The sequence below is a fragment of the Bacteroidota bacterium genome (genome assembly GCA_016213405.1).
Taxonomy (GTDB): Bacteria; Bacteroidota; Bacteroidia; order Palsa-948; family Palsa-948; genus Palsa-948.
In genome coordinates, this window is the sequence record JACRAM010000054.1 from 45,755 (window position 1) to 67,343 (window position 21,589).

Annotated in this window: 18 protein-coding genes; 6 read left to right on the forward strand and 12 right to left on the reverse strand. The window is 40.1% G+C overall.

Going from position 1 to position 21,589, the window contains the following annotated elements:
- Positions 1–15: 15 nt before the first annotated feature.
- The 8 genes from HY841_05925 to HY841_05960 form a co-directional block, all read right to left on the reverse strand.
- Positions 16–3,483 (reverse strand): hypothetical protein, encoded by a 3,468-nt coding sequence (locus HY841_05925; GenBank protein ID MBI4930280.1) that lies wholly within the window; start codon positions 3,481–3,483, stop codon positions 16–18.
- Between the two features lie 11 nt (positions 3,484–3,494).
- On the reverse strand, positions 3,495–4,127 hold the full coding sequence (locus HY841_05930) for a hypothetical protein (protein MBI4930281.1): 633 nt from the start codon (positions 4,125–4,127) through the stop codon (positions 3,495–3,497).
- Positions 4,128–4,283: 156 nt separating this feature from the next.
- Positions 4,284–4,523: a hypothetical protein gene (locus HY841_05935; protein ID MBI4930282.1), complete on the reverse strand. Its 240-nt coding sequence runs from the start codon at positions 4,521–4,523 to the stop codon at positions 4,284–4,286.
- Positions 4,520–4,744 (reverse strand): DUF4160 domain-containing protein, encoded by a 225-nt coding sequence (locus HY841_05940; protein MBI4930283.1) that lies wholly within the window; start codon positions 4,742–4,744, stop codon positions 4,520–4,522. Before HY841_05940 ends, HY841_05935 begins: the two co-directional genes overlap by 4 nt.
- A 54-nt stretch (positions 4,745–4,798) precedes the next feature.
- A complete protein-coding gene (locus HY841_05945; protein MBI4930284.1) occupies positions 4,799–5,035 on the reverse strand; it encodes a hypothetical protein in 237 nt (78 codons plus the stop codon).
- Positions 5,036–5,038: 3 nt separating this feature from the next.
- The gene (locus tag HY841_05950; GenBank protein MBI4930285.1) at positions 5,039–7,756 is read right to left on the reverse strand and encodes a T9SS type A sorting domain-containing protein; all 2,718 of its coding nucleotides are present in this window, start codon (positions 7,754–7,756) and stop codon (positions 5,039–5,041) included.
- A 100-nt stretch (positions 7,757–7,856) separates the two neighbouring features.
- Positions 7,857–8,543 carry a hypothetical protein gene (locus HY841_05955; protein MBI4930286.1) on the reverse strand — a complete coding sequence of 229 codons (687 nt, stop codon included), beginning with the start codon at positions 8,541–8,543 and terminating at the stop codon, positions 7,857–7,859.
- A 400-nt stretch (positions 8,544–8,943) separates the two neighbouring features.
- Complete coding sequence (locus HY841_05960) at positions 8,944–9,174, reverse strand: hypothetical protein (GenBank protein ID MBI4930287.1); 231 nt, start codon at positions 9,172–9,174, stop codon at positions 8,944–8,946.
- Positions 9,175–9,254: 80 nt separating this feature from the next.
- On the opposite strand from HY841_05960, the gene HY841_05965 reads away from it, so the two are divergent.
- The 3 genes from HY841_05965 to HY841_05975 all read left to right on the forward strand — a co-directional run bounded on the left by HY841_05965 (position 9,255) and on the right by HY841_05975 (position 11,860).
- On the forward strand, positions 9,255–9,620 hold the full coding sequence (locus tag HY841_05965) for a hypothetical protein (GenBank protein ID MBI4930288.1): 366 nt from the start codon (positions 9,255–9,257) through the stop codon (positions 9,618–9,620).
- 188 nt (positions 9,621–9,808) lie between these two features.
- The gene (locus tag HY841_05970; protein MBI4930289.1) at positions 9,809–10,618 is read left to right on the forward strand and encodes a hypothetical protein; all 810 of its coding nucleotides are present in this window, start codon (positions 9,809–9,811) and stop codon (positions 10,616–10,618) included.
- Between the two features lie 42 nt (positions 10,619–10,660).
- A complete protein-coding gene (locus tag HY841_05975) occupies positions 10,661–11,860 on the forward strand; it encodes a toxin-antitoxin system YwqK family antitoxin (protein ID MBI4930290.1) in 1,200 nt (399 codons plus the stop codon).
- A 118-nt stretch (positions 11,861–11,978) separates the two neighbouring features.
- Here HY841_05975 and HY841_05980 read toward each other — a convergent pair whose 3' ends face one another.
- From HY841_05980 to HY841_05990, 3 genes are all read right to left on the reverse strand, one after another.
- Positions 11,979–13,403 carry a sugar transferase gene (locus HY841_05980; protein ID MBI4930291.1) on the reverse strand — a complete coding sequence of 475 codons (1,425 nt, stop codon included), beginning with the start codon at positions 13,401–13,403 and terminating at the stop codon, positions 11,979–11,981.
- Positions 13,404–13,706: 303 nt separating this feature from the next.
- Complete coding sequence (locus tag HY841_05985; protein MBI4930292.1) at positions 13,707–14,558, reverse strand: hypothetical protein; 852 nt, start codon at positions 14,556–14,558, stop codon at positions 13,707–13,709.
- A gap of 76 nt (positions 14,559–14,634) precedes the next feature.
- Positions 14,635–15,621, reverse strand: a complete 987-nt coding sequence (locus HY841_05990) for a Gfo/Idh/MocA family oxidoreductase (GenBank protein MBI4930293.1) — start codon at positions 15,619–15,621, stop codon at positions 14,635–14,637.
- A gap of 356 nt (positions 15,622–15,977) precedes the next feature.
- Between HY841_05990 and HY841_05995 the strand changes: the two genes are divergently transcribed.
- Both HY841_05995 and HY841_06000 read left to right on the forward strand, forming a co-directional pair.
- A complete protein-coding gene (locus HY841_05995; protein ID MBI4930294.1) occupies positions 15,978–16,685 on the forward strand; it encodes a protein-L-isoaspartate(D-aspartate) O-methyltransferase in 708 nt (235 codons plus the stop codon).
- 152 nt (positions 16,686–16,837) lie between these two features.
- A complete protein-coding gene (locus tag HY841_06000; GenBank protein ID MBI4930295.1) occupies positions 16,838–17,764 on the forward strand; it encodes a hypothetical protein in 927 nt (308 codons plus the stop codon).
- 136 nt (positions 17,765–17,900) lie between these two features.
- On the opposite strand, the gene HY841_06005 is transcribed toward HY841_06000, so the two are convergent.
- Positions 17,901–19,388: a hypothetical protein gene (locus HY841_06005; protein MBI4930296.1), complete on the reverse strand. Its 1,488-nt coding sequence runs from the start codon at positions 19,386–19,388 to the stop codon at positions 17,901–17,903.
- A gap of 290 nt (positions 19,389–19,678) precedes the next feature.
- On the opposite strand from HY841_06005, the gene HY841_06010 reads away from it, so the two are divergent.
- Positions 19,679–21,526 carry a tail fiber domain-containing protein gene (locus HY841_06010; GenBank protein MBI4930297.1) on the forward strand — a complete coding sequence of 616 codons (1,848 nt, stop codon included), beginning with the start codon at positions 19,679–19,681 and terminating at the stop codon, positions 21,524–21,526.
- The last annotated feature ends 63 nt before the right edge of the window (positions 21,527–21,589 follow it).

Consider the following 21,589-nt stretch of genomic DNA (forward strand, 5'->3'; position numbering starts at 1 on the left):
TCTCAGGAATGAAATTTACTTAATGCGCTTTCCGTTTTTGAAAAAAGCAACAAAAGCACCTGCATATCCCTGCGCTTTTAACTGGTCTTTGTACTCGGTCGCCTTCTCATATTCCCATGTTTGAAATTCACCGGCAGTATATTTATAAACTCTATTTTCAATATACTCTTTTATATTTTTCGCTCCTTTGAATGTTGTGGCGTATTGCGATGCCGGGATTTGAGTTGAACTTGACATGATCTGTATCCTGTAAATAACAGATGAAGAGGTATCTGCTGGTGAAACCAGAGGATTGGGATTGGGATTGGGATTAGGATTAGGATTAGGATTTGGAACAGGATTAGGATTAGAGTTATTATTACTGTTTCCACTTATGTTCATCTGGCGTTTCTTTTCGCTGAAGATAAAATCAACCTGAAATTCTTTTGCGCCATCAAAACTTACGGTGTATTCCGGTTCCTGCAATGTAAATTGATCGCCAAAAATATTATTCACAGTTACCTTGTATTCTCCCGCCTCAGGCGCATAAAGGGTATAACTGCCATCACTGGAGGTGAGGGCTGTAAAACTATTGCCGGCAGAATCGGTTGCAACTACCCTTATGTTCGCAACGGATGTCATGCCATTGGAAGAAAATTCATCTCTGAGCACAATGATGTGCCCGATTACCCTATAGCTTTGAGCAAAAGGGATGTAAAATGTGGTATCGCGAATAACCTTTGCCTTTTGCAATTGCCCGTTAATGTTGTATACGTCTTTCAGGTTAACGAGAGGATACACGCGCAAATCAAACTCTCCTTCAGGAATATGATAATACATTATCTGACCGAAATTATCTGTAACTAATTCGATAGGGATGAATTGCCCGCGTTGCTTTACAGCTGTATTGGTCACGGAATCCATTTGCGATTCACGGTCAACAGAAATAACAATATCAGAAATTCCCTGCTCATTGTTATCCATTATTTTATTGCCGTTAATATCTTTAAAACATACCACTTTCAAATCATAATATTTTATTCCGGGCTGAGGTATGTCAAAAGTTTTTCTGAAGCCAAGGTTAAGGTAATATTTTCTGTTGTATATTTTTGCTCCTTCAGCGGTCACCCTGCTGGAGAAATACATGTTGTTGTCAACAAAGAATCTCCAGTCGTGATCAAAAAAGAAAGTGAAGCGGGCATTCAAAGTAATCCGTTCTGAATTGGCGAGCGCTTCATAATAATAGCTGTCATACGAAGACACGAGCATTTTTTTATTGAAGTAATATTTCTCAAAATGCGGGGTGATTCGTATGGATTTGCTATAACTGTTGAAATAATAATAATCCTTCTGGGTATTCATATCATGAGGTCCGTAGAAATAAAGAATATTAACTCCCCAATATTTCTGAATCATGTTCACTCCTGCATTGGCGTTAAAGAAAGAACTTTTTGAATAAGGTGATGGAGTTCCTATTGTAGAATCAATTGCAAACAAAATATAAGTATAACCGAAAGCAATAAAAGGGCTTATTAAACTGTGCGTGTTATTTTTATTGCTTAATCTGAAAGCAAGTTTAGGCGATATGCTTGAAAAGCGGGAAGTAATGCTATCGCCATTGTAATTGATTTTTAAATTTCTATGGTAGATGTGATCGAAAACAGGTCCTGCTGAAAGAGAAAGATGTGAATTCACTTTGTCCACTATTTCCGTTTTGTAATTTCCGGCAAGCAAATATTTTTCAGGATATAAGATTCCCTGGTTGTAGATGGTAGGATCCATCTGATTAATATTTATACCGCTGTTGAGATAGTATTTATTATTTATAAAATACTGTCCGTTGCCGTTGACAAGAATTCTTCCATTGGATTGAGAAAAATATTTTGATGTATAATTAACGTTTAATCGCGCGTGCGCTTTTTTAAGATTCATCCAATATTGAAGCTGTCCGCCATATCCATAGAAAGTTGCGCTGGGGTCTGCAGTAGTAATGAAATTGCCATTTGCATCAGTGAACGTTTGATTATCGTATACGTGGTTAGTTTGTGAAACTCCCAGCAAAAGGGCTACGCGGTGACCGGGTAAAAAGGGATAACTGGCGCGGGCTGACAAACCATAACTTTGAACTTTATTATAGTCATCAGAAATAAATGCTAAGGCAGAACTAAAATCTATAGACTTCCCCAGCATAATATCATGCTGAACATCGCCTGAATAAACCGGAGTTCCAACAGCCGCAGTGAATACACCGCTTATTTTCTGGTCAGGTTTTATTTTATAACTGCCGCCTATTCCCCGCCCACCGACACCTAACATACTTATTCCATACGAACCTATATCGCCCGCCATTGCCTGCCATTTATCTGCTGTGTAGATGGCGCGCATGCGCGTTCGCTGCCAAAGCGATTTTGCCAGATAAGGGTCATTCCCGTATCCCGACAGCGGAAGCCCCGGAATGCGAAGTGAGTAATTAAGTTTGTCGTCATTCTTAAATACCAGATCGCCATATGCGCCAAACACTATTCGCGGGTCAAATTCTGAAAGAAGATTGATGAGCTGAACATCTATGGTGAGAGGAGAAAACCGCTCGGCAAGCACATTGTAATAATTGCTTTCAAGATATTTAAATAGTATGGATGTCTTTTTTACAAGAGTATCTGAAGTGGCAATTATTTTAACAGACATTTTTTGAAAATCTCTGTTCCACACGCCATTTTCTTCAAAAGGAATATATTTTACATGATACGTAAGGATGGTATCAAGGTGAGGTTTTAATTCAATGGATGTAAAATATTTATTTGCAAATGTGCCGTACATTTCCAATGAACTTCCGATGGTGAACTCCAGTTTCACCATCTCGCTGCCGTTTCCTTTATTCGACAACTTTACAGACATGGGAGCATATTCAGCATAGCGGTCAAAATAAATGGTTCGCTGAAGAGGGAAAACATCCCACCGTGTTTTTTTAGGGATGGTAACATAACATGCTTTACTTATCGAATACTGGTTTTTGTCAGAGAAAAGAGAACGAGTTGAAATCAACGTGGCGTTAATGATGTAGGACGTTCCGCCTGTGGAGGTTCTCGCCAGCGAAATCCGCATGGGTATATATTCGGTTTGTCCGGGATTTATGTTTACTGTTTTTTCGCTTTCAGAAATAAGTTTCCATCCGTCAGGAACTGAAATTTTTACAACGCCTTGTACGGGCGCGGCATTTGTATTTGTTATTTTCAGAATATTAAAAAAGGTTGAATCGGTGCCGTGTTCGGTTTTTTCCTTCACAAACTCCATGAGCACAACGCTGTGGGAAGCCCCATCCCCCGCCTTCCCCGAAGGGGAAGGAGTTTCTCCCCCTTTGGGGGAGACGGAAGAGGGGGCTGCAGTATCTGCCGCAATAACCGCTGTTGAATCAGGTGCCTGAGCAAATAAATTATTATTTCTTACTAAAGAAAAAAATAAAAGAAAAGCCAAATAATAGTATATGTTGGTAGTAAATCTTTTCACCTAAGAGGTTTTTATGGGCTCATGAGCAATGTGAATACAATATCATCAGCATAAAAATCAGGCGTGCTGTTCAATAAACTGGTGGTTACTCCGCAACGGTAAGTAATAGAAATCTGGTCAAGCGTATAAACCAGGTTTTCAGGAGACGGAACATCTTCAATCTCATCTGCACCGCCACCGCTTCCATCTACTATAGGAACACCAGCACCTGAAGCAGGTAATGGTAAATAAGGAGGACCAGGAAATAAACTAACGCAGGTAAGACAGCCACCGCTTATTGAAGCGCTCATTTCTATGGTGCTGAACAAAAGAGTATTGGCGGGATTGGTGCCTGTTATGGCTCCATCGCCATCGTTATCCTGCGCTTCAACACTTAGTGTCCACTGTGTATAATCATCAATACCATCACCGCCTGGAGGATTATTATCACCGGCAATATCCGTTACAGATATACCAAGAATAGTCCAGTTGGTGTACGTAATGCCTGCCTTGTATTCTGCAATTGAATTAAAAACAAAATCAAGATTGCCTCCGCCAAGCACTGTTAATCTGACTGATCCGCCCGGTGTTGAACTTTGTGCGTACAGACAATTCGCTGTATTTATCAAAAACACAATTACAATTGTAAACAAACGTAACATCATATTTTAATATTCCTTTAAAATTAATAGCTTCTGAAAGTATTCTTTATCCGATAGTGTAACCTTACCTATATATATACCATCAGGCAATCTATCCATTGTTAAATTGAAGAGTGAGTTGATAGGGTTGAGCATTTAGTATTTTGATAATGAGTAACATTATGCGAAAATTTCTTTTCCAGCCAGGAAATCCTTTATTTCAAAAAGTATTTCCCTTGCAAACATTACTCCTCTCATATTCTTCGTTTCAGGGTCAATTAGAAGCGTATATTTTTTTCGTTTATCAGGGGGTAATTTTTTTAAAGAAGGAAAATGGTTTAAAGGAAGAATAATTATCCTGTCATCATCCATGTAAACAGTTATTCTTCCTCTTTCTTTGAAAGATATTTTTTCTATCATTTTAAAGTAAGTTTTATGGGATGAGTTTCTTTTTTCCCGAATGAATTATATAAATCAATTAATTCTTTCTGATATTTTGTTGCCAGCTTTTTCACTATATTTAATTCTTTTGCGCTAAAATCTGCCGGATGCATTATTTCTAAATTTTGAAGCCACAATTTACCATAAATGTATTTTGATTTATGTTTACTGAAATGTATATGTGGAGCTTCAGTTTTCACATCTTGTGCAAAGATAAAAAATGTAATGAATTTATAGAAAGCAAGAACAGGCATTTATATTTTAAATTTCAAATCCTGAATGTAAAATTTATTTTTATCCAACAGAACTTTCTCATGAAAAACATCAATAACTTTTGTGCTTCCACAGCAAACTCCATCTCCAATTGAATTAAAAATAAAATCAAGATTTCCGCCACCCATCACTCTCACCCTCACCGAACCGTCTGACTGAGAAAAAACGCATTGATATAAATTCAAAAATAAAAGCAGAATCTGCAAACGTAACATCATATTTTAGTATGTATTTAGGAGCAATAACTTCTGAAAATATTCTTTATCTGATAATGTAATCTTACCTATACACACTCCATCAGGCAATCCATTTCCGGAAAAGGAAACGTTCAATGTTCCGCTGTCTGCATTATTATCAAACAATAAGGCAACCTTATTGCCAATTAAATTAAACACTTCAACTTTTACTTTTTCAGGATATGAAAGGTGAATAGAGATGGTAGTATTATCATTAAATGGATTTGGATAAACTTCTATCAGATTAATAGGAGTACTTTCTTCTTGAATGTCAGAAGAAGTTATTCTGTAATTAATACAAGGACCGCAGTAATCACCATGCGCTAAATGGGCTGACAGCGCGTTTGGACTAATGCAAAGCGTTTGTGGATTGCCGGGATTACCGGGAGGAATATGGCATATCACTACTTTTTCATTTTTGTTTCCGCATTTAAAGTTGCTGCAATCCTGAGGTTGCTGAACAAAGACTGTAACATTATCGTTGCTGCTGCAACCATTCATGTCAATGACAGTAACTGTATATGTAGTAGTAACAGTCGGGCTTACTGTAATGCTTTGTGCTGTTTGTCCTGTGCTCCACAAAAAACTATAAGAGGGTGTGCCTCCGCTTACAATTGCTGTTAATGCAGTGATTTGACCGATAATAATGGTTTGGTCTGCACCGGCATTGGCAACTAATTGAAGCGGTTCAATAATTACTACCGAAGCCGTTGCATTGCATCCGTTAGCATCGCTAACAGTTACGCTGTATGTTCCGGCAAACAATCCGGTTGCAGTGGCTGTGGTTTGCCCGTTGCTCCATACATGTATATAAGGAGGTGTTCCGCCTGAAACGTTTACCGTTGCACTGCCGTTGCTTCCTCCAAAACACGAAACATTTGTTTGGGATGTAACTAAAGTAAGAGTCGCAGGTTCTGTAATAATAACTGTTGCAATTGCTGTGCATCCATTGGCATCGGTGATTATAACAGAATAATTTCCTGCCGATAAACCAGTGGCTGATGAAGTTGTTTGCCCGTTACTCCATACATATATATAAGGCGGTGTTCCGCCTGATGCAGTTACGGATGCGGTTCCATTGTTTCCACCAAAACAGGAGGCATTAGTTTGGGTTGCAGTGATAGTGATAGCGGTAGGTTCTGTAATTGAAACAATGCCCGAAGCAGTAGCTCCGCTTGCATCAATTACTACAACCGTATAAGTTCCTGCACATAGTCCTGTAGCAGCAGGTGTAGTTTGTCCTGTGGGTGACCAAAAAAATGTGTATGGTGTAGTGCTTCCTGATGGTGTGGCGGTAGCAGTACCAAGACAACCGCCATTACAAATATTATCAGCGTGAGAAACGCTAACAGTAAGAGGAGTAATTCCGCAAAGGGAAGAAACAACAACTGAAGGAGTACCAATAGTAGGCGTAAAGTTTATTAAAACTGTAGGAGGCGTAGAAGTATTCGTTGAAAAAGTAATGTCTTGAGTATTACGCATGGCTTCTGTAAACACAGCGTTACTTTCATTACATCCACTGTTACCTACAGCATCTGTTTTAATAAAATAAAAATCAAGAGTGCCACCAAAACTGCTAGTGGATCCAACGGTTGCATATCCTCCATCAGAAGTAATTTGCAATGAATGAGGGAGATCCGCTGCATCACCGTTTGTACCTCCGTATAATTTAGCCCATTGAATATTTCCTGAAGAATTAATTTTCAGCAGGCATTTATCATAATTTTGAAAAAGATTCTGACCAGTTGCGGCATCTCCTGAAACGATGAATCCTCCATCAGAAGTTTGTTGTATATCACTTCCCTCTTCATGGTTAGTTGTTCCATAGGTTTTTGACCACAATACATTTCCATTGCTATTTGTTTTAACTACCAATATATCATGCACTCCTAATTGAGAAAAAGGCGATACTGTATGTGAGCCAACAATAATAAACCCACCATCATTGGTTTCTCTCCCGGACCTAAAAACAGTTGACTCAGCAAGACCTGTATTACCATATATCTTATTCCAAAGCAAATTGCCACCGGAATCGGTTTTTAATAAAGATGCGCTATTGAAACCAATAGGCGCTTGATTTTGAGTTCCCACCAAAGCATACCCGTTGTCATTTGTTTGGATTACAAAAGAAGTTGAAGACCCTTGGTCACCAAATACTTTACTCCATTCAAGTGCACCATTTGAATCTGTTTTCAATAAGTATTTAGTTAAAGAAGTACCAAAACTTGATGTAATCCCGGAAATAATAAATCCTCCGTCTGTTGTTTGTGCCATTGTATTCGCTAAGTCCACACCAGATACTCCTCCATATAGTTTAGTCCATAATAAATTCCCGTTCATATCAAATTTGTTTAAATATATTTTTCTCGAAAATTGTCCTACAATGCCGCCATGCACACCCGTCCAGATAAATCCTCCATCGTATGTTTGCTGAACAATTCCAGAAAGTCCACTCACAGGCTGATTGATTTGTTTGCTCCATAAAATATTACCTGAGGCATCCGTTCTTGTAATATTAGAAACACCTGTACGGGGAGCGCCAAACACATATCCTCCATCACTGTTTTGCCAAACACTCATTATGTTCGTAGTTTGTACCTTATAAACTTTTTGAAATGATGTTTGTCCAAAAAAGATTTGCGGAATAAAAATTCCTGATAATAATATAAGGTAAATGAAAAATGAAAAGATATGTTTTTTCATGGGAATGAGTTTGTTGTTAAACAATTTAATCTCTAAGAAAAAACCCCGATAAAGTATTTCACAATATCGGGGTTCTTTTACTAACCCAATGAAATAAGAGTTAGAGTGAAGTCAGTTCAAGAAAAACATTGGTTACATACCTGTCCGGAGGAATATTCTGGTCAAGCAGGTTTATTGCCGACATTGGGCTGTTAGCCGATACGGCTGGAGTAGTGCCGCACTCCCAATTGATAGTGAAATTATTATCTGCCACATCTCCACCGTTTCCGGTACCGGAAGTAAAGAGAATTACAGTACCAACACCTGCATATTGAAGTAATCCGTTGGGAATATTGGGAACACCAAGAGCAGAAATGTTATCTGTGTAAGCGCCAGTACGGTCAACGTCAAGAATAGCGCTACAGCAAGTATTATTTGCTGCAATTGTACCCCAATCGCAGGTGAAACCAACATTATCCAACGCCATGATGTGCGTTGCGTTTGTAGGATCATCTGTTCCAATGAGGTTTGCATCTTCTGCGCCCATATCTAACTGCCACTCAGTGGAAGAAGCAATCTGAACATCAGAATCATAAAAGCCATTACCTTGTGCATTGGTAATGCCGTTTTTGTAATCTTCAATGTCATTAAACACGAACTCAATGTTGCCGCCATTGGTAACATGAATGCGCAAAATCTGAACCAGCGTTACTCCCAAGGGAATAACAGCCCTGTCAGAAACCGGCTGTGCCATAGCAGAACCGGCAATTATCATGGCTATGCATGATGCGAGAATTGTTTTTTTCATAGATTTTGTTTTTGTTTTTGTTTCGTTTAATTGGATGAATGCAAATGTAATAATAAAATTAAAGCATATTGTTCAATAAAAACTAATTATTTTTTATGAAGTATCTGAATACATGATGAAAAAGGAAAAGGTTACTCCCCTGCTACGCTGAAAATAATTAAAGGTTACACGGAAAACCAATTTATTAGGACTTTTACGCAAAATGTACAATTCTTGTATTTCTCTGCGGTTCTCAGCGTCATTTTTCTCTGTGAACTCTGCGGTTAAAATTTTTACCGCAGAGAACGCTGAGATTTTCGCAGAGAGCCGCAGAGTTTGCGTAAGTCCTATTTATTTTGGTTCGGATTCCTGTAAAGTTAATGCGGAGAAAGGTCTCCTTTAGTAAAACGATTGTTTTTCATCAGAGTTTCATCCTTTTACTCAAAAAATCAATAATTTTTATCATTCCTACAAACATTTCTGCCATAAAAATAAGTGTGGCAATGGCATCTACAAGTATTTTGTCAGAGAAAATAAATGTTTTGTCAGAAGAAATAAGTATTTTGTCAGAGAAAATAAATGTTTTGTCAGAGAAAATAAGTGTGGCAATGGAAGCCACAAGTATTTTGTCAGAGAAAATAATTAAAGCCATGCACAATATACACTGGCAAGATCCGTTCTCATTTGTATAAATCAGCCCCGATGATGAATCGGGACACAAAATTAAATTAAATGAAAATCACTTATCCAACCACCCATGACGGATGGTTAAAACTCGGCAACTTAATATTTGCGAAGAGCGAAAACTTAGGCGATGAACCAGCCATCAACCCTGCCGATGCTGATCCCAAAAAAGTAGGAACGCTGGCAAGCACTGCCGCAAAAAAACTGGCAACAGGCGCGCAACTTCACAAAGATGCCGAAACAAGCAATGAAGCAGGAGAAAAAGATATTACGGAAATGGAATCAGAAATCCGCAGAGTTGCCAAAGTGCTTACCGGCAGGAATCAGAAAAACCCGAAAGCCACCGGAGTATGGGGATTTACAATGGACGAAAGCAGCGGCACTCCACCGCCTGTGCCTCCTGTTGCCAAGTAAGCAAAGAAATTTTCTAAAAATAATCCTTCTCCACTCAATCGGAGAGGGATTTTTATTTCCATCAGACAAGGAGGGAGAGGTTTCCAATTATTAAAGATTGATAAAACTGAAAAATAATTACATTTGCCGACAGAAAATCACAAGTAATCGGTGAGCGGTCATCGGTGAACGGTGGATAACAAACAGTTATGAGAAATAAATTTCACATATATACATTCTGCCTTTTACTGATTACTGGTAACCGATTACCGATTACCTTTCTTAATGCCCAGGATTTTGAAGTTGCCCCCGTAAAAATGCTTTATGACTGCGAGCCCGGGCAAATTCAAACCAAGACCTTATATATCCGCAATCACGCCAACCAAAAACAGCAATTCAATGTCGTTGCAGTTGATTTGCCTGCTGATAGTTTAGGAAAGAAAAAAACTTCTGAAAACAAATCCTGCAAAGACTGGATTACGCTGAATCCCTCATTCTTTGATTTGAATCCGAATGAACAAAAAGAAGTGAAAGTGGTGATGCAGGTGCCGCCCGGTCATTCAGAAACCCGCTGGTGCATGGTGTTTGTGAGCGCCACCGAAGAACAAACCGCCCTTTCGGCAGACAAACAAATGAAAGGCAGCGTAAAAGTAAAGCCCCGCATAGGCGTGAAAGTGATTCAATCGCCCAAATCAAATATCAATTACAAGGGAGCCATTTCTAACCTGAAAGAAACAACTCTGCCGGCAGACACGCTGCGCACGTTTCAGGCAAACATATCAAACACAGGCGACAAAGTAATAGAAGGAAAAATTTATCTCGTATTTTCAAATCTTGAAACAGCAAAAGAAATAAAAGAAAAACCTCAGCGCATTACCGTGCTTCCGGGCGCAACAAAAAAAATTACCCTCATAATGCCCCCAAAAATCCCTGCCGGAAAATATTCACTTGCCGCCATTCTCGACTATGGCAACAACTCCGCGCTGGAAGCAGTTCAGATGAATGTTGAAGTGAAGTAAAAAGCCCCACCCGACCTCCCCGAAGGGGAGGGGAAAATCAACATGAAGAAAAAAATTCTGATACTCTTAATTTTCTCCCTTCCCTTCGGGAAGGGATGGGGATGGGCTTTTGCACAAACCCAGCAAACCTTTTACGATGCCGATAAAAAAATAAAAAAAGAAATCTTTCATACAAAAAAAGAATCGGGAAAAACAATGAAGGATGGTTTGTATCAAATCTATTATGAGAATGGCAAACCCTGGCAGGAAGGAAATTACAAAGAAGATAAATTAGAAGGAGACTGGAAGATTTATTTTAACAACGGGCAGCTGAAACAAACCGTTCATTATGAAAACGGACGGAGGCAGGGAAACTCAAAAATATATTATGACGATGGCATACTCTTTCAGGAACTGATTTACAAAGATGACAAGATGGATGGGAAAAATATTTTTCATCACACCAACGGAAAAATCATGGAAGTGTCGGAATACAAAAACGACACGCTCAACGGAGAAAGCAGGGGCTTTAATGAAAACGGAAGCAGGTCATTCAACAGAATATATCTCAACGGCAAGCGCAACGGCAACTGCGAAGGGTTTTATGATAACGGATTGCAAAAAGAAAAATATACCTGCGTAAATGATTTGTATGAAGGAGAATTTATTTCGTATTACAAAGATTCGCTCAACGGAAAACAAAAAACCTGCACTTACAAAAACGGAAAGCTCAACGGAACCTTCACCGGATATTATTCCAACGGCTCCATTGAAATGAAAGGAACCTACGCGAACGATTCCCTGCAGGGAGAATACACGCATTATTTCTCATCTAAAACTCAGGGAGTTCAGCAAGGAATACCTGTGGAAAAAGGTAATTATAAGAACAACTCGCGCACCGGATTATGGACATCGTGGTATCCGGATGGGAAGAATTACACTGCCGGAAATTTTGTCAACGGAAAATATGAGGGCGAATGGAAAGTATATCACCCAAACGGAAATCTGAAACAAACGGGCGCTTACTCAAACGGAATTGAAAACGGTTTTTGGAAATACTACCATCCCAACGGCAACACGTATATGGAAGGAAAATATACTGATGGAAAACAAGAAGGACCCTGGAAAGTTTATTACGAAGATGGAAAACTACTTGCCGATTACAACTGGCTGAACGGAATCCTTAATGGCAAACAAACTGCCTACGATAAAGAAGGAAAAGTGGCTGAAGTTAAAGTTTATGAAAACGGAGTGCAGAAATGAAAGTCCCAAGCATCAAGTCCAAAGTCCCAAGCCCCAAGAAACAGCCATTGCATTTTCTTCGGCTGTTCCTTGAAACTTGGAATTTGGAATTTGGAACTTGAAATTTGGGATTTGGAACTTATTTCCCTCTCCCCTGCAGAATAATCATCACCGTATAAATAAGAATTTTAAAATCGAGGGCGAGAGACATGTTCTCAATATAAATAATGTCGAACTTGAGGCGTTCAATCATCTGGTCAACATTTTCGGCATAGCCGTATTTCACCTGTCCCCACGAAGTAATGCCCGGGCGCACTTTGAGTAAATGTTTATAATGCGGGGCGCGTTTCACAATCTGGTCAATAAAATGCTGACGTTCAGGGCGAGGACCTACAATACTCATATCGCCCATCAGAACATTGTAAAACTGCGGAAGTTCATCTAATCTTGTTCTTCGCATAAACTTTCCGAACTTGGTGATGCGCGGGTCGTTGCTGCTGGAAAGCTGCGGACCGTTATGCTCCGCATTTACATACATGGAGCGGAATTTATGAATCATGAAAGGAATTCCATGCCGCCCGATGCGCTCATGACGGTAAATAATTTTTCCGGGCGAACCTATCCGCACCAAAATTGCCGTAATGATATATAGAGGACTGAAAACCGTGAGCACAATAAATGAAATCACAATATCAATCGTTCGTTTCAGTGTTTGCTGCCACACCGGCATGATGCTTCGCGAAATTTCTATAAGCGGTGTTCCCAGCACGTTGCTCATCTTCACCTGACCCGATAAAATATCATACATATCAGGAATGATTTTTATGTTGGCGGGAGTTTCTTCCAGTTCTCCGATTATTTTCCCCAAACTCTCGTGCTCAGATGATTCAATGGCGATGATCACTTCCTCCACTTCTTTTTCCTTAATGCTTGCTTTAATACTGCTGATGTTTCCCAGGCAGGGCACTTGCTGCTGAAGCTTGTGCGAATAGCCGTTCTTATCATCTACCATCACAAAGCCGATAAATTTATTGCCCGAAGATTTTTTCTGGCTTGTCATCTCGTTAAAAATTTTCCAGGCTCCTTCATTGCTTCCCACCAGCAATGTATTGAAGCTGATAATCCGGTTATGCACTTTGTAAACCGTATTGGTTACGAGTATGAACCGCATAAAGAATGTAATGGCAAAATGCAGAGTCAGGATAGCAAGGAAGGATTGATAATACGTTTTGTACGTAATAATTTCATCATCCAGAATGATGGTAAAGAAAATAATAATAACACCTGCAAGGGAAATGAAAAGCGTTTGCCCGAGCTCTTTCAATCGGGATTTTCTGAAAACATCCTTGTAGGCACCCGTGGATGCATAGAGCGCAAACCAGAAAATGGGAATGATAAACAGTCCCAGATAAAATTTCTTTCCAAACTCAATGGGAATATCCTGACCGAACTTAACACTCTCAATATAAATTTTCCGAAAAACATAAAAAGCCGCCCACGCTGTCGATGCAGCAAAAAGATCCGCAGCAATGTGCTTGACTATTTGTACGGTTTTTCGGGGCATGAAAAGAGCTGTTGGGAAACGATGGCTTTATTTCGATATTGTTAGGAAGGGTATGTGAGTTATTAAGATGTTATTAACAATTTAATTGATTATTAGAGTTTATTCCGATTAAGGATTGTATAATGAAATGGGTACAGATAACGGATTGTTACAGATGTACAGAAATACAAATCCATACAGATTCACATCAATTTGTATTTCTGTACATCTGTATGGTTTCGTTATCTGTACCATAATTTTCTACTGTTTCTTATTCGGAATAGTATCTATTATATTCGAATATTAATCATCAACAGACAACAATCAATTGATAAGTTTCACATTATCTAAATAGAAATACGAGTTGGCGAGGTTCTCGTCTTTCAGCATTGAGAAGAAGATGCTGAACTTAGTTGAATTGGTTGCATTGGAAACTTCAGTACCGAGGTTTATATACACTTTATTCCATCCTGTTGTAGGGCGCAGGGTAAGCGAAGTCCACTGAACATCTATCGTATTATTCGCAGTATACCCGATTATGCCGATATTGAATTCTGTGTTGCAGTTATAATCCAGTTCAAGAAAAACCGAGGCGCCTCCCTGCGGCAAAATATATTTGGCGCATGAAATTCCAATGTAAGAACTGCTTGTGATGGAGACCTTTCCGCTTCCAGTTCCTTCAAAGACATCAGACGGAGCTGTGGTAATAGTCATGATTGAATCTGCCGTTACTCCGCTATTACATACGCTGTGAGAGGAACCCTCAAAATCTTCGAGCCAGGTAAAATCAGCATTTGCTGCATAAGTTACCGTTGGGCTGATGGTTGTGATTTGTCCGCGAGTAAGAATTACGGTTTGAGAAAAAGTTTCATAGAAAGGATACTTAATGCGTGTTTCCGCAATACCATTTTCTTTAATACCCGCCCAGATTTTTATTTCATGGCTTCCTTCTGCCAACACGGGAACCGTGCAGGGCAGTTCAAACGCGCCCACTTGCTGGTCGTCAATATAAATCCACGCGTCAAGGATTTTGTTTGAACTGCTTCCTTCCAGCAAATAATTGGTTGTGAAGTTTATTTTATCAATATGAATGTAGGATGGAATGGGCTCTTCCTTGTTGCACGCCACTCCGATTACACTAATAATAAGTCCCAAATTCCAAATTCCAAATTCCAAATTCCAAGGGAACAGCCATCTAAAACTGATGATTCCTTTTTGGGACTTGGGACTTGGGGCTTGGAATTTTGGACTTTTATCTTTCATTCGTAATTTTAAACTGCATCTTCTCCATCACCTTATAGGCCACATCCATCGCGCGGCAACCGTCTTCTGCCGTGATAGCAGTTTGTTTATCATTAATTATTGCATCCGCGAACGATTGCAATTCCATTTTTATTGCATTGCTCTCCTCCACTTTCGGGTTGTCAAAAAATATTTGCTTCATTCCTTTAGCGCCTAGGTCTATCGTAAGGGCAAAAGGATCGCTGGGTTCCTGCTCAATCGTTTTCATTCTTATTATTTCTGTTTTCTTATCTAAAAAATCTACCGAAATATAGGCATCTCGCTGAAAGAATCTTGACTTGCGCATGCTCTTTAATGAAATCCTGCTGGCTGTAACGTTTGCCACTGCTCCATTGTCAAACTCAATGCGGGCATTGCAAATGTCAGGCGAATCGCTCACCACCGCCACTCCGCTCGCATTTATTTTTTTCACATTCGATTTCACCACACTCAATACAATATCTATATCATGAATCATTAAATCAAGCACCACCGAAACATCTGTTCCGCGCGGATTGAACTGCGCCAGCCGGTGCGTTTCAATGAACATGGGATTGTCAAAATATTTCTGAACGGAAAGAAAAGCAGGGTTGAACCGCTCCACATGCCCTATCTGAACTTTTACATTTGCTTCCTCCTCCAACTTGCGGATTTCTTTCGCTTCATCCAGCGTGTTTGCAATCGGTTTCTCTATAAAAATATGTTTTGAGTTTTTCAGCGCCCTGACTGCAAACCGGTGATGCGTGATGGTGGGAGTTACAATATCAACAGCATCGCACAGGGAAATTAATTTATCGGCAGAATCAAAAGCAGGAACATTAAACTCTTTCTGAACTTTCTGAGATTTCTCTTTGTCAGAATCAAAAAAACCTATTACCTGAAACTGCGGAATTTCTTTCAGAAGCTTCAGATGAATCTTGCCAAGATGACCGACTCCGAGCAATCCTATTTTAATCATTTCAATATACAATAAAGAGGTACGAGGTACGATATACAAGGTACGAGGTTTGATATACTAGGTACGAAGTGCGAGGCAAATTCAGTTTTCATATTCCACTTATAGATTTCGTTCTTTGATTTTTGATTCTCTTAAATTCTTTCTTGCCGTTTTCAGCGAAGCAACCGTAATTGAAAATTGCCTGAACCGTTTTATTAAATCCTGCCTCATCAGCTACTTTGTTCGTAAATCATAATTTATATCTCATACTTCGTAATAATTTTGCAAATGTAATATTAACCCTGTATTTTCGTGTTTCACATCCCGCACTTTGTATTTTATCCCTCGTACTTCGTACTTCTTACCTCGTACCTGCCATGACTCCCAATCAACTCACTGATACCTATCTCCACCAGGGGCTTCGTTCCAAACTTGTAAAAGAATTGCGGGAGAAAGGAATTAAAGATGAAAATATTTTACACGCAATCGGAAAAATACCGCGCCATTTTTTCTTCAACACCACATTCATAAAATTCGCTTACGAAGACAAAGCGTTTCCCATTGCCGCAGGGCAAACCATTTCGCAGCCCTACACCGTTGCGTTTCAAACCCAACTGCTGGAACTGAAGAAAGGAGAAAAAGTGATGGAGATTGGAACCGGCAGCGGCTACCAGACAGCCGTGCTATTGGAAATGGGAGTAAAAGTTTTTACCATTGAACGCCAGAAAGAACTTTACGATAAAACAAAAATATCGCTGCCGGCTATGGGATATGCTCCAAAGTTTTTTTACGGTGACGGATACATAGGGCTTGAAGCGTTCGCACCGTTCGATAAAATTCTTGTCACTGCCGGTGCTCCTTTTATTCCCGAACCGCTGAAACAGCAATTGAAAACCGGAGGGAGGCTGGTAATTCCTGTCGGGCAGGGCGATCTGCAGGAAATGATTTTGATAGAGAAAAAAAGTCCCACCCCTGCCCTCCCCGTTAGGGAGGGAGAAAAAGATTCAGAAGGGGCTTTTGAATACAAACAAACAAAACACGGATTCTTTCGCTTTGTTCCATTGCTGGAAGAGAAAAATAAGTAATCAAGTTAAGTAAGTTAAATAAGTTAAGTAAGTGTTTCCCTCAATCAACTCAATTAACGCAGCTAACAAAACCATGTTTACAACAACAAAATATATTATTGTTATTTTCGTTGCGGCAAAGTAACTTTGTATACTCATTAAATTTTTCTGTTATGAAAAAAAATCACTTCTCGTTTTCAGTTTGCCTTTTTACATCGTACATCGTACTTTGTACTTCGTACATTACTTATGCTCAGGATTTAAGGTCCCGTAAAGGAGAATCATTTCTTCCCGATTCAGGCGACTATGCCATCAGCTTTGACGCCATGCCTTTTTTAAATTATGCCGGCAATCTTTTCAGCGGAAACACTTCTGCCAATAATTCTCCCACCGCCAGCTGGGTGGACCCAACCACCATGACCATTACCGGAAAACAATTCACAAGCGCTAAAACCGCTTACCGCGGAACGGTTCGGATTGGATTTGTATCGGTAAAAGAATCGGGCTTGGTTCCTGACGCTGCGGCAACTACGGCTCCCGTATATCCCAGTTCCATACTCACGCGCAGCGATGTGCATAAAGTTTCAAAAGCAAATATTGGCGTTGGCATAGGAAAAGAATGGCGAAGGGGCAAAACACGTTTGCAGGGTTTGTACGGAGCAGAAGGAATGATATGGATGAGCGCCCAATCGCAAACCTATGAATATGGAAATGCCCTCTCCTCCACCGTAGAGGTGGATACCACCACCGGCACCACTTATAATTTCGGATCCAACATTACCACCGATGAATATGGAAACATGGCTCGCATTAAAAAAGAAAAAGAAGGAACCTTGTTCGGATTAGGGATAAGAGGATTTGTTGGCGCGGAATATTTTCTGATTCCGAAAATCTCGGTGGGCGCTGAATACGGATGGGGAATCGGAGTGGTATTGATAGGTGAAGGCACCACACAGATTGAAAGCGTGGGCGGCTCTCCTGCCACAAAAGGCGAGCAAACTCTCAAAACAGGAAAAGCAGCGGGCTTTGGAATGGATAACGACATCAACGGAGGCACCGGCTCAGGAACCGCTCAACTGAAAGTTACTTTTCATTTTTAGGGCACCTCGAATAACGAACATTAGAACATTTGAATAACGAATGAAGAAGTAAGGAAACAGCAGATTTGTATTGTATTGTGCATTTTACTTCGTTATTCGTTGTTCTATTGTTCAATTATTCTATTGTTCAAGTAGTTTAGAGGTTCCCTTTAGAAGACCTTCTTTTCAGAAACTTACCAAGCCACACATCATAGCGGATGATTTCATGACTCATAGCATCCCAGGCATTATCGCCTTTTTTCGCAGTGAAAAGTTTTGCCCCATTCCTAAGCCCCTTCATGCTTTTGCCATCCTGTTGAGCCATCTTTAAAAACAAATCAGCCATTAACTCATCGCGCTTTGAAACAACAGGGTGGTATTTTAAAAACTGTTTCAGTTGTTTCGCTTTGCCGATACCTTCTTCCTTATTATACTGCACCGCAAGCATCATCAGTTCCAGCATGCGGATGGAAATAGCCCAGCCGCTTTTGTCTTTCATCAGCTCGGAGTTTACGCTCAGCATGGCTTGCGCTTTTTTGATTGCGCCCTGCCTGAAAAACACAGCGGTAAGATAGAAGTTGATTCTCGCCTTGCGGATGGGCTCCATATCATCCGGAAAATTTTTCAGCATCACCTCCAGCAGGGCTTTTGCTTTTGCAAACTTCTTTTGGTAAAAAAGAATTCTGAATTCCATTTCTCTTGATTCAAACCAGTCCAGCGAATAAGGGAGGATGTATTTCTGCTTCCTGATAAGTTGCAATGCGTAGGAATAATCGCCTATATAAATATAGCATTGAGCTAAGTTTCCAAATCCATAATCAATCCGCTGGCGGGTGAACACAGAAACATTATTCATGATCAGATCAAGCAGTTCTACGCATTTCATTCTCGCCTCATCAAAATTTTTCTTATTCTGAAGAAAATCCAATTCTAAGTATTTCAGATGATACAGCACTTCGGGCGAACCGGTTTGTTTGTAAAGCGCAGTCAGCTCTTTAATGCCGCTCTTCAAAAAGAGCTGAAGTGATTTTATATCGGGGTTTGCGCTGAATTTTTTCTTTGCCACAAGGCGGTAATACAGTTCAGTTGCCCTGCGGAGCGCATGTTCGCATTTCTTATAAAACTTAATTTGCCCGGTTGCTTTGTCAATTTCTCTTTCACCCAGCCGGTAGCCCCTTCTTATTTGTTTTCTGTGCAGCAGTTGAATCAGGTCGGTGTAACATTCATATTTTTTTGCTCCTTCAATGGCTTTCTCCATCAGCGCATCATTGCCGATTCCGCTTCTGCCGGTGTTCTGCAAAAAATTATACAGTGTGTGTTTCTTTTTAATGTCCACCTGCGCGGCATGGAGTTTTTCCAGCACAGGGTGATTCTTCAGTGCGGACTTGCTGAGAAAGAAATCATCAATTTTTTCATTCAGCCGGTGATTGAGCATGTCAAATTGTTTTCCGCCCGAAGTATTGCCGTAAAGTTTCTTTTTCATTTCTTTTTTTTCTTCTCTGCTCAGTTCTTTTTTCCCGTGCAAGCGCAGCAAACGAAACAACTCGAGCATTTTTTCGGGCTTGCGCGGAGGGTAAAGAAAATTGCTAAAGCGCTGGGCTTCTTCATCCAGCAGGAGGGCGGCTGTGTTGCGGGTGGTCTTCATTGGTCAAGTCAATTTGAAGATTTGAAGATGAGTCAATTTGAAAATTAACAGCCGTGTTCAATGCCTTTCATTTTCAAATTTTCAAATCGGCTCATTGACTGATTGTTCTGCAATGTTACCATTTTTCTGCATTTCTCTGGGTGTTTTCATAGATAAATCTTACTTCTCACTCTCGCTTCTCTCTTCTTTCTGAGTTACTTATCATCTTCACTTGGTTTAGCCATAGCGGAAAAGAGGAGGTATATTTGTAGATAAAGAAATTAACAAAAAACTAAAACCAAACAATCAAAATGAAACAAACAAAAAACAAATCCATTCTCTTTGCAATGCTCATTGCAGGAGCAATGGTTGTACAGAATGTACAGGCGCAAACAGCATTAAGCGGTACTGCTGCTGCTTCTAATTCTTGCGGTACTACAGCCGGAACAGGTGGTACAGATAACACAAATGTGGGCTGTGGTGCCGGAGATGCTATTGCTGCTGGGGGTATTAATAATGTTGCAGTGGGTATGGATGCTCTTGGCGCTCTTACCACAGGAGATTACAATACCGCGATTGGATGGCAGGCAGGATTGATATGTACAACCGGAACTTATAACGCTTTTATTACTGCGAGAGCAGGTGAAGCAAATATCACTGGGTCTAACAATTGTTTTGCGGGATACGAAGCAGGTTTTAATAGTACAGTATCAGACAATACTTTCTTGGGCTTTCAAAGCGGTCTTGTTAATTCAACTGGCGCAAACAATACTTGCGTTGGTTCAGGCAGCGCGTATCATAACAACACAGGAAGCAACAACGCTATCGTGGGCTATCAGGCAGGATATCTTAGTGGAAGTACCAGCACTGCCATTAGTAACAATTGCTTTTTTGGATATCAGGCGGGATTGGGTGTTTCAGGAAACAGCAACAGCGATAACTGTTTTTTCGGTTATCAGGCGGGCGCAGGAATAACCACTGGCGTGGGCAATGTGTTAATTGGCAGAGAGGCAGGCTCAGGGCTTACCAATACAGGTGGAGTGCCCGGACCAGTTCCAAATACAATTGTCGGCTATAGGGCAGGCAATGGTATTACTACCAGCCCCGGTAATGTTATTATGGGAGCGTCATCAGGACAAGGTGTTACTACTAACTCAGGCGGGTACAATACAATTGTTGGATATAACTCTGGAAACATCATTACCACAAACGGCTATAATACTTGCATTGGTAATGGCGCGGATATTCCCTCCACCTATACAAACTGCACTTTTTTAGGTAATAATGGAGGAACAAATTGGATTGCTGCTAATAATGAAATGCAGCTTGGCAATAGCAATATTACAGCAATTCATGTGGCACCTGCTGCACTTACTTATCATGGCAGTGACAGGAGAATTAAAAATAATATCAAGGAAAATGTGCCGGGTCTTTCTTTTATCAACCTGCTTAAACCTGTTACATATCATTATGACATTCACAAAGAAAGCAGCATAACAGGATATCCCATGAAAACTGTTGTGGATGTTGAGGCAGTAACCGTAACCGATTCATCATCAGGCAATGTGACTACTACTCCCGCGCAAACACATCAGGAGATTGATACTGCATACTGGAATGGGAAATACGATGCTGAAAAAATATTGCTGACGGGTTTAATAGCACAACAAGTTGATTCCGCTGCACAACAAATCGGTTATGATTTTGACGGAATATATAAACCGAAAGATGCAAATCATATATATGGTTTGAGTTATACTCAATTTGTCATTCCTCTTATTAAGGCGGTTCAAGAATTGTCGAAAACAGTTGACAGTTTAAAGGCTGCTAAAAGCGGTCAGCGATTAGGTGATGATGGTTCAGGTAAAAACATACAGAACATAAAACTCACTTTGCCGAATGCGGCAACCTTAGGCGATGCACAGCCGAATCCGAACAGCGGAAGCACGCAAATTCCGTATTACTTGCCTGATAATACCAATGGCGCAAAAATCATCTTCACGGATATGCTCGGCAAAGTGATGAAAGAAGAAGTATTAAAAGCAGGATACGGATTGCTGAACATTGATACGCAGGATTTGCCAACCGGCATTTACAATTACAGTTTGGTAGTAGACGGAAAAGTAATTGACAACAAGAAAATGATGCGCAATAAATAATTTTAATTCACAATAATTGAAAAGGCGGTAATTCTGTTTTGCAGAAACCGCCTTTTTTTTATC

Bases quoted from the DNA above. Each gene is read 5' to 3' on its own strand.
- HY841_06000 (MBI4930295.1), top strand. From the start codon at position 16,838: ATGAAAAAAAATCACTTCTCGTTTTCAGTTTGCCTTTTTACATCGTAC.
- HY841_05955 (MBI4930286.1), bottom strand. From the start codon at position 8,543: ATGAAAAAAACAATTCTCGCATCATGCATAGCCATGATAATTGCCGGT.
- HY841_05980 (MBI4930291.1), bottom strand. From the start codon at position 13,403: ATGCCCCGAAAAACCGTACAAATAGTCAAGCACATTGCTGCGGATCTT.
- HY841_05995 (MBI4930294.1), top strand. From the start codon at position 15,978: ATGACTCCCAATCAACTCACTGATACCTATCTCCACCAGGGGCTTCGT.
- HY841_05930 (MBI4930281.1), bottom strand. From the start codon at position 4,127: ATGATGTTACGTTTGTTTACAATTGTAATTGTGTTTTTGATAAATACA.
- HY841_05945 (MBI4930284.1), bottom strand. From the start codon at position 5,035: ATGATGTTACGTTTGCAGATTCTGCTTTTATTTTTGAATTTATATCAA.
- HY841_06005 (MBI4930296.1), bottom strand. From the start codon at position 19,388: ATGAAGACCACCCGCAACACAGCCGCCCTCCTGCTGGATGAAGAAGCC.
- HY841_05935 (MBI4930282.1), bottom strand. From the start codon at position 4,523: ATGATAGAAAAAATATCTTTCAAAGAAAGAGGAAGAATAACTGTTTAC.
- HY841_05990 (MBI4930293.1), bottom strand. From the start codon at position 15,621: ATGATTAAAATAGGATTGCTCGGAGTCGGTCATCTTGGCAAGATTCAT.
- HY841_05960 (MBI4930287.1), bottom strand. From the start codon at position 9,174: ATGGCTTTAATTATTTTCTCTGACAAAATACTTGTGGCTTCCATTGCC.
- HY841_05965 (MBI4930288.1), top strand. From the start codon at position 9,255: ATGAAAATCACTTATCCAACCACCCATGACGGATGGTTAAAACTCGGC.
- HY841_06010 (MBI4930297.1), top strand. From the start codon at position 19,679: ATGAAACAAACAAAAAACAAATCCATTCTCTTTGCAATGCTCATTGCA.
- HY841_05950 (MBI4930285.1), bottom strand. From the start codon at position 7,756: ATGAAAAAACATATCTTTTCATTTTTCATTTACCTTATATTATTATCA.
- HY841_05970 (MBI4930289.1), top strand. From the start codon at position 9,809: ATGAGAAATAAATTTCACATATATACATTCTGCCTTTTACTGATTACT.
- HY841_05975 (MBI4930290.1), top strand. From the start codon at position 10,661: ATGAAGAAAAAAATTCTGATACTCTTAATTTTCTCCCTTCCCTTCGGG.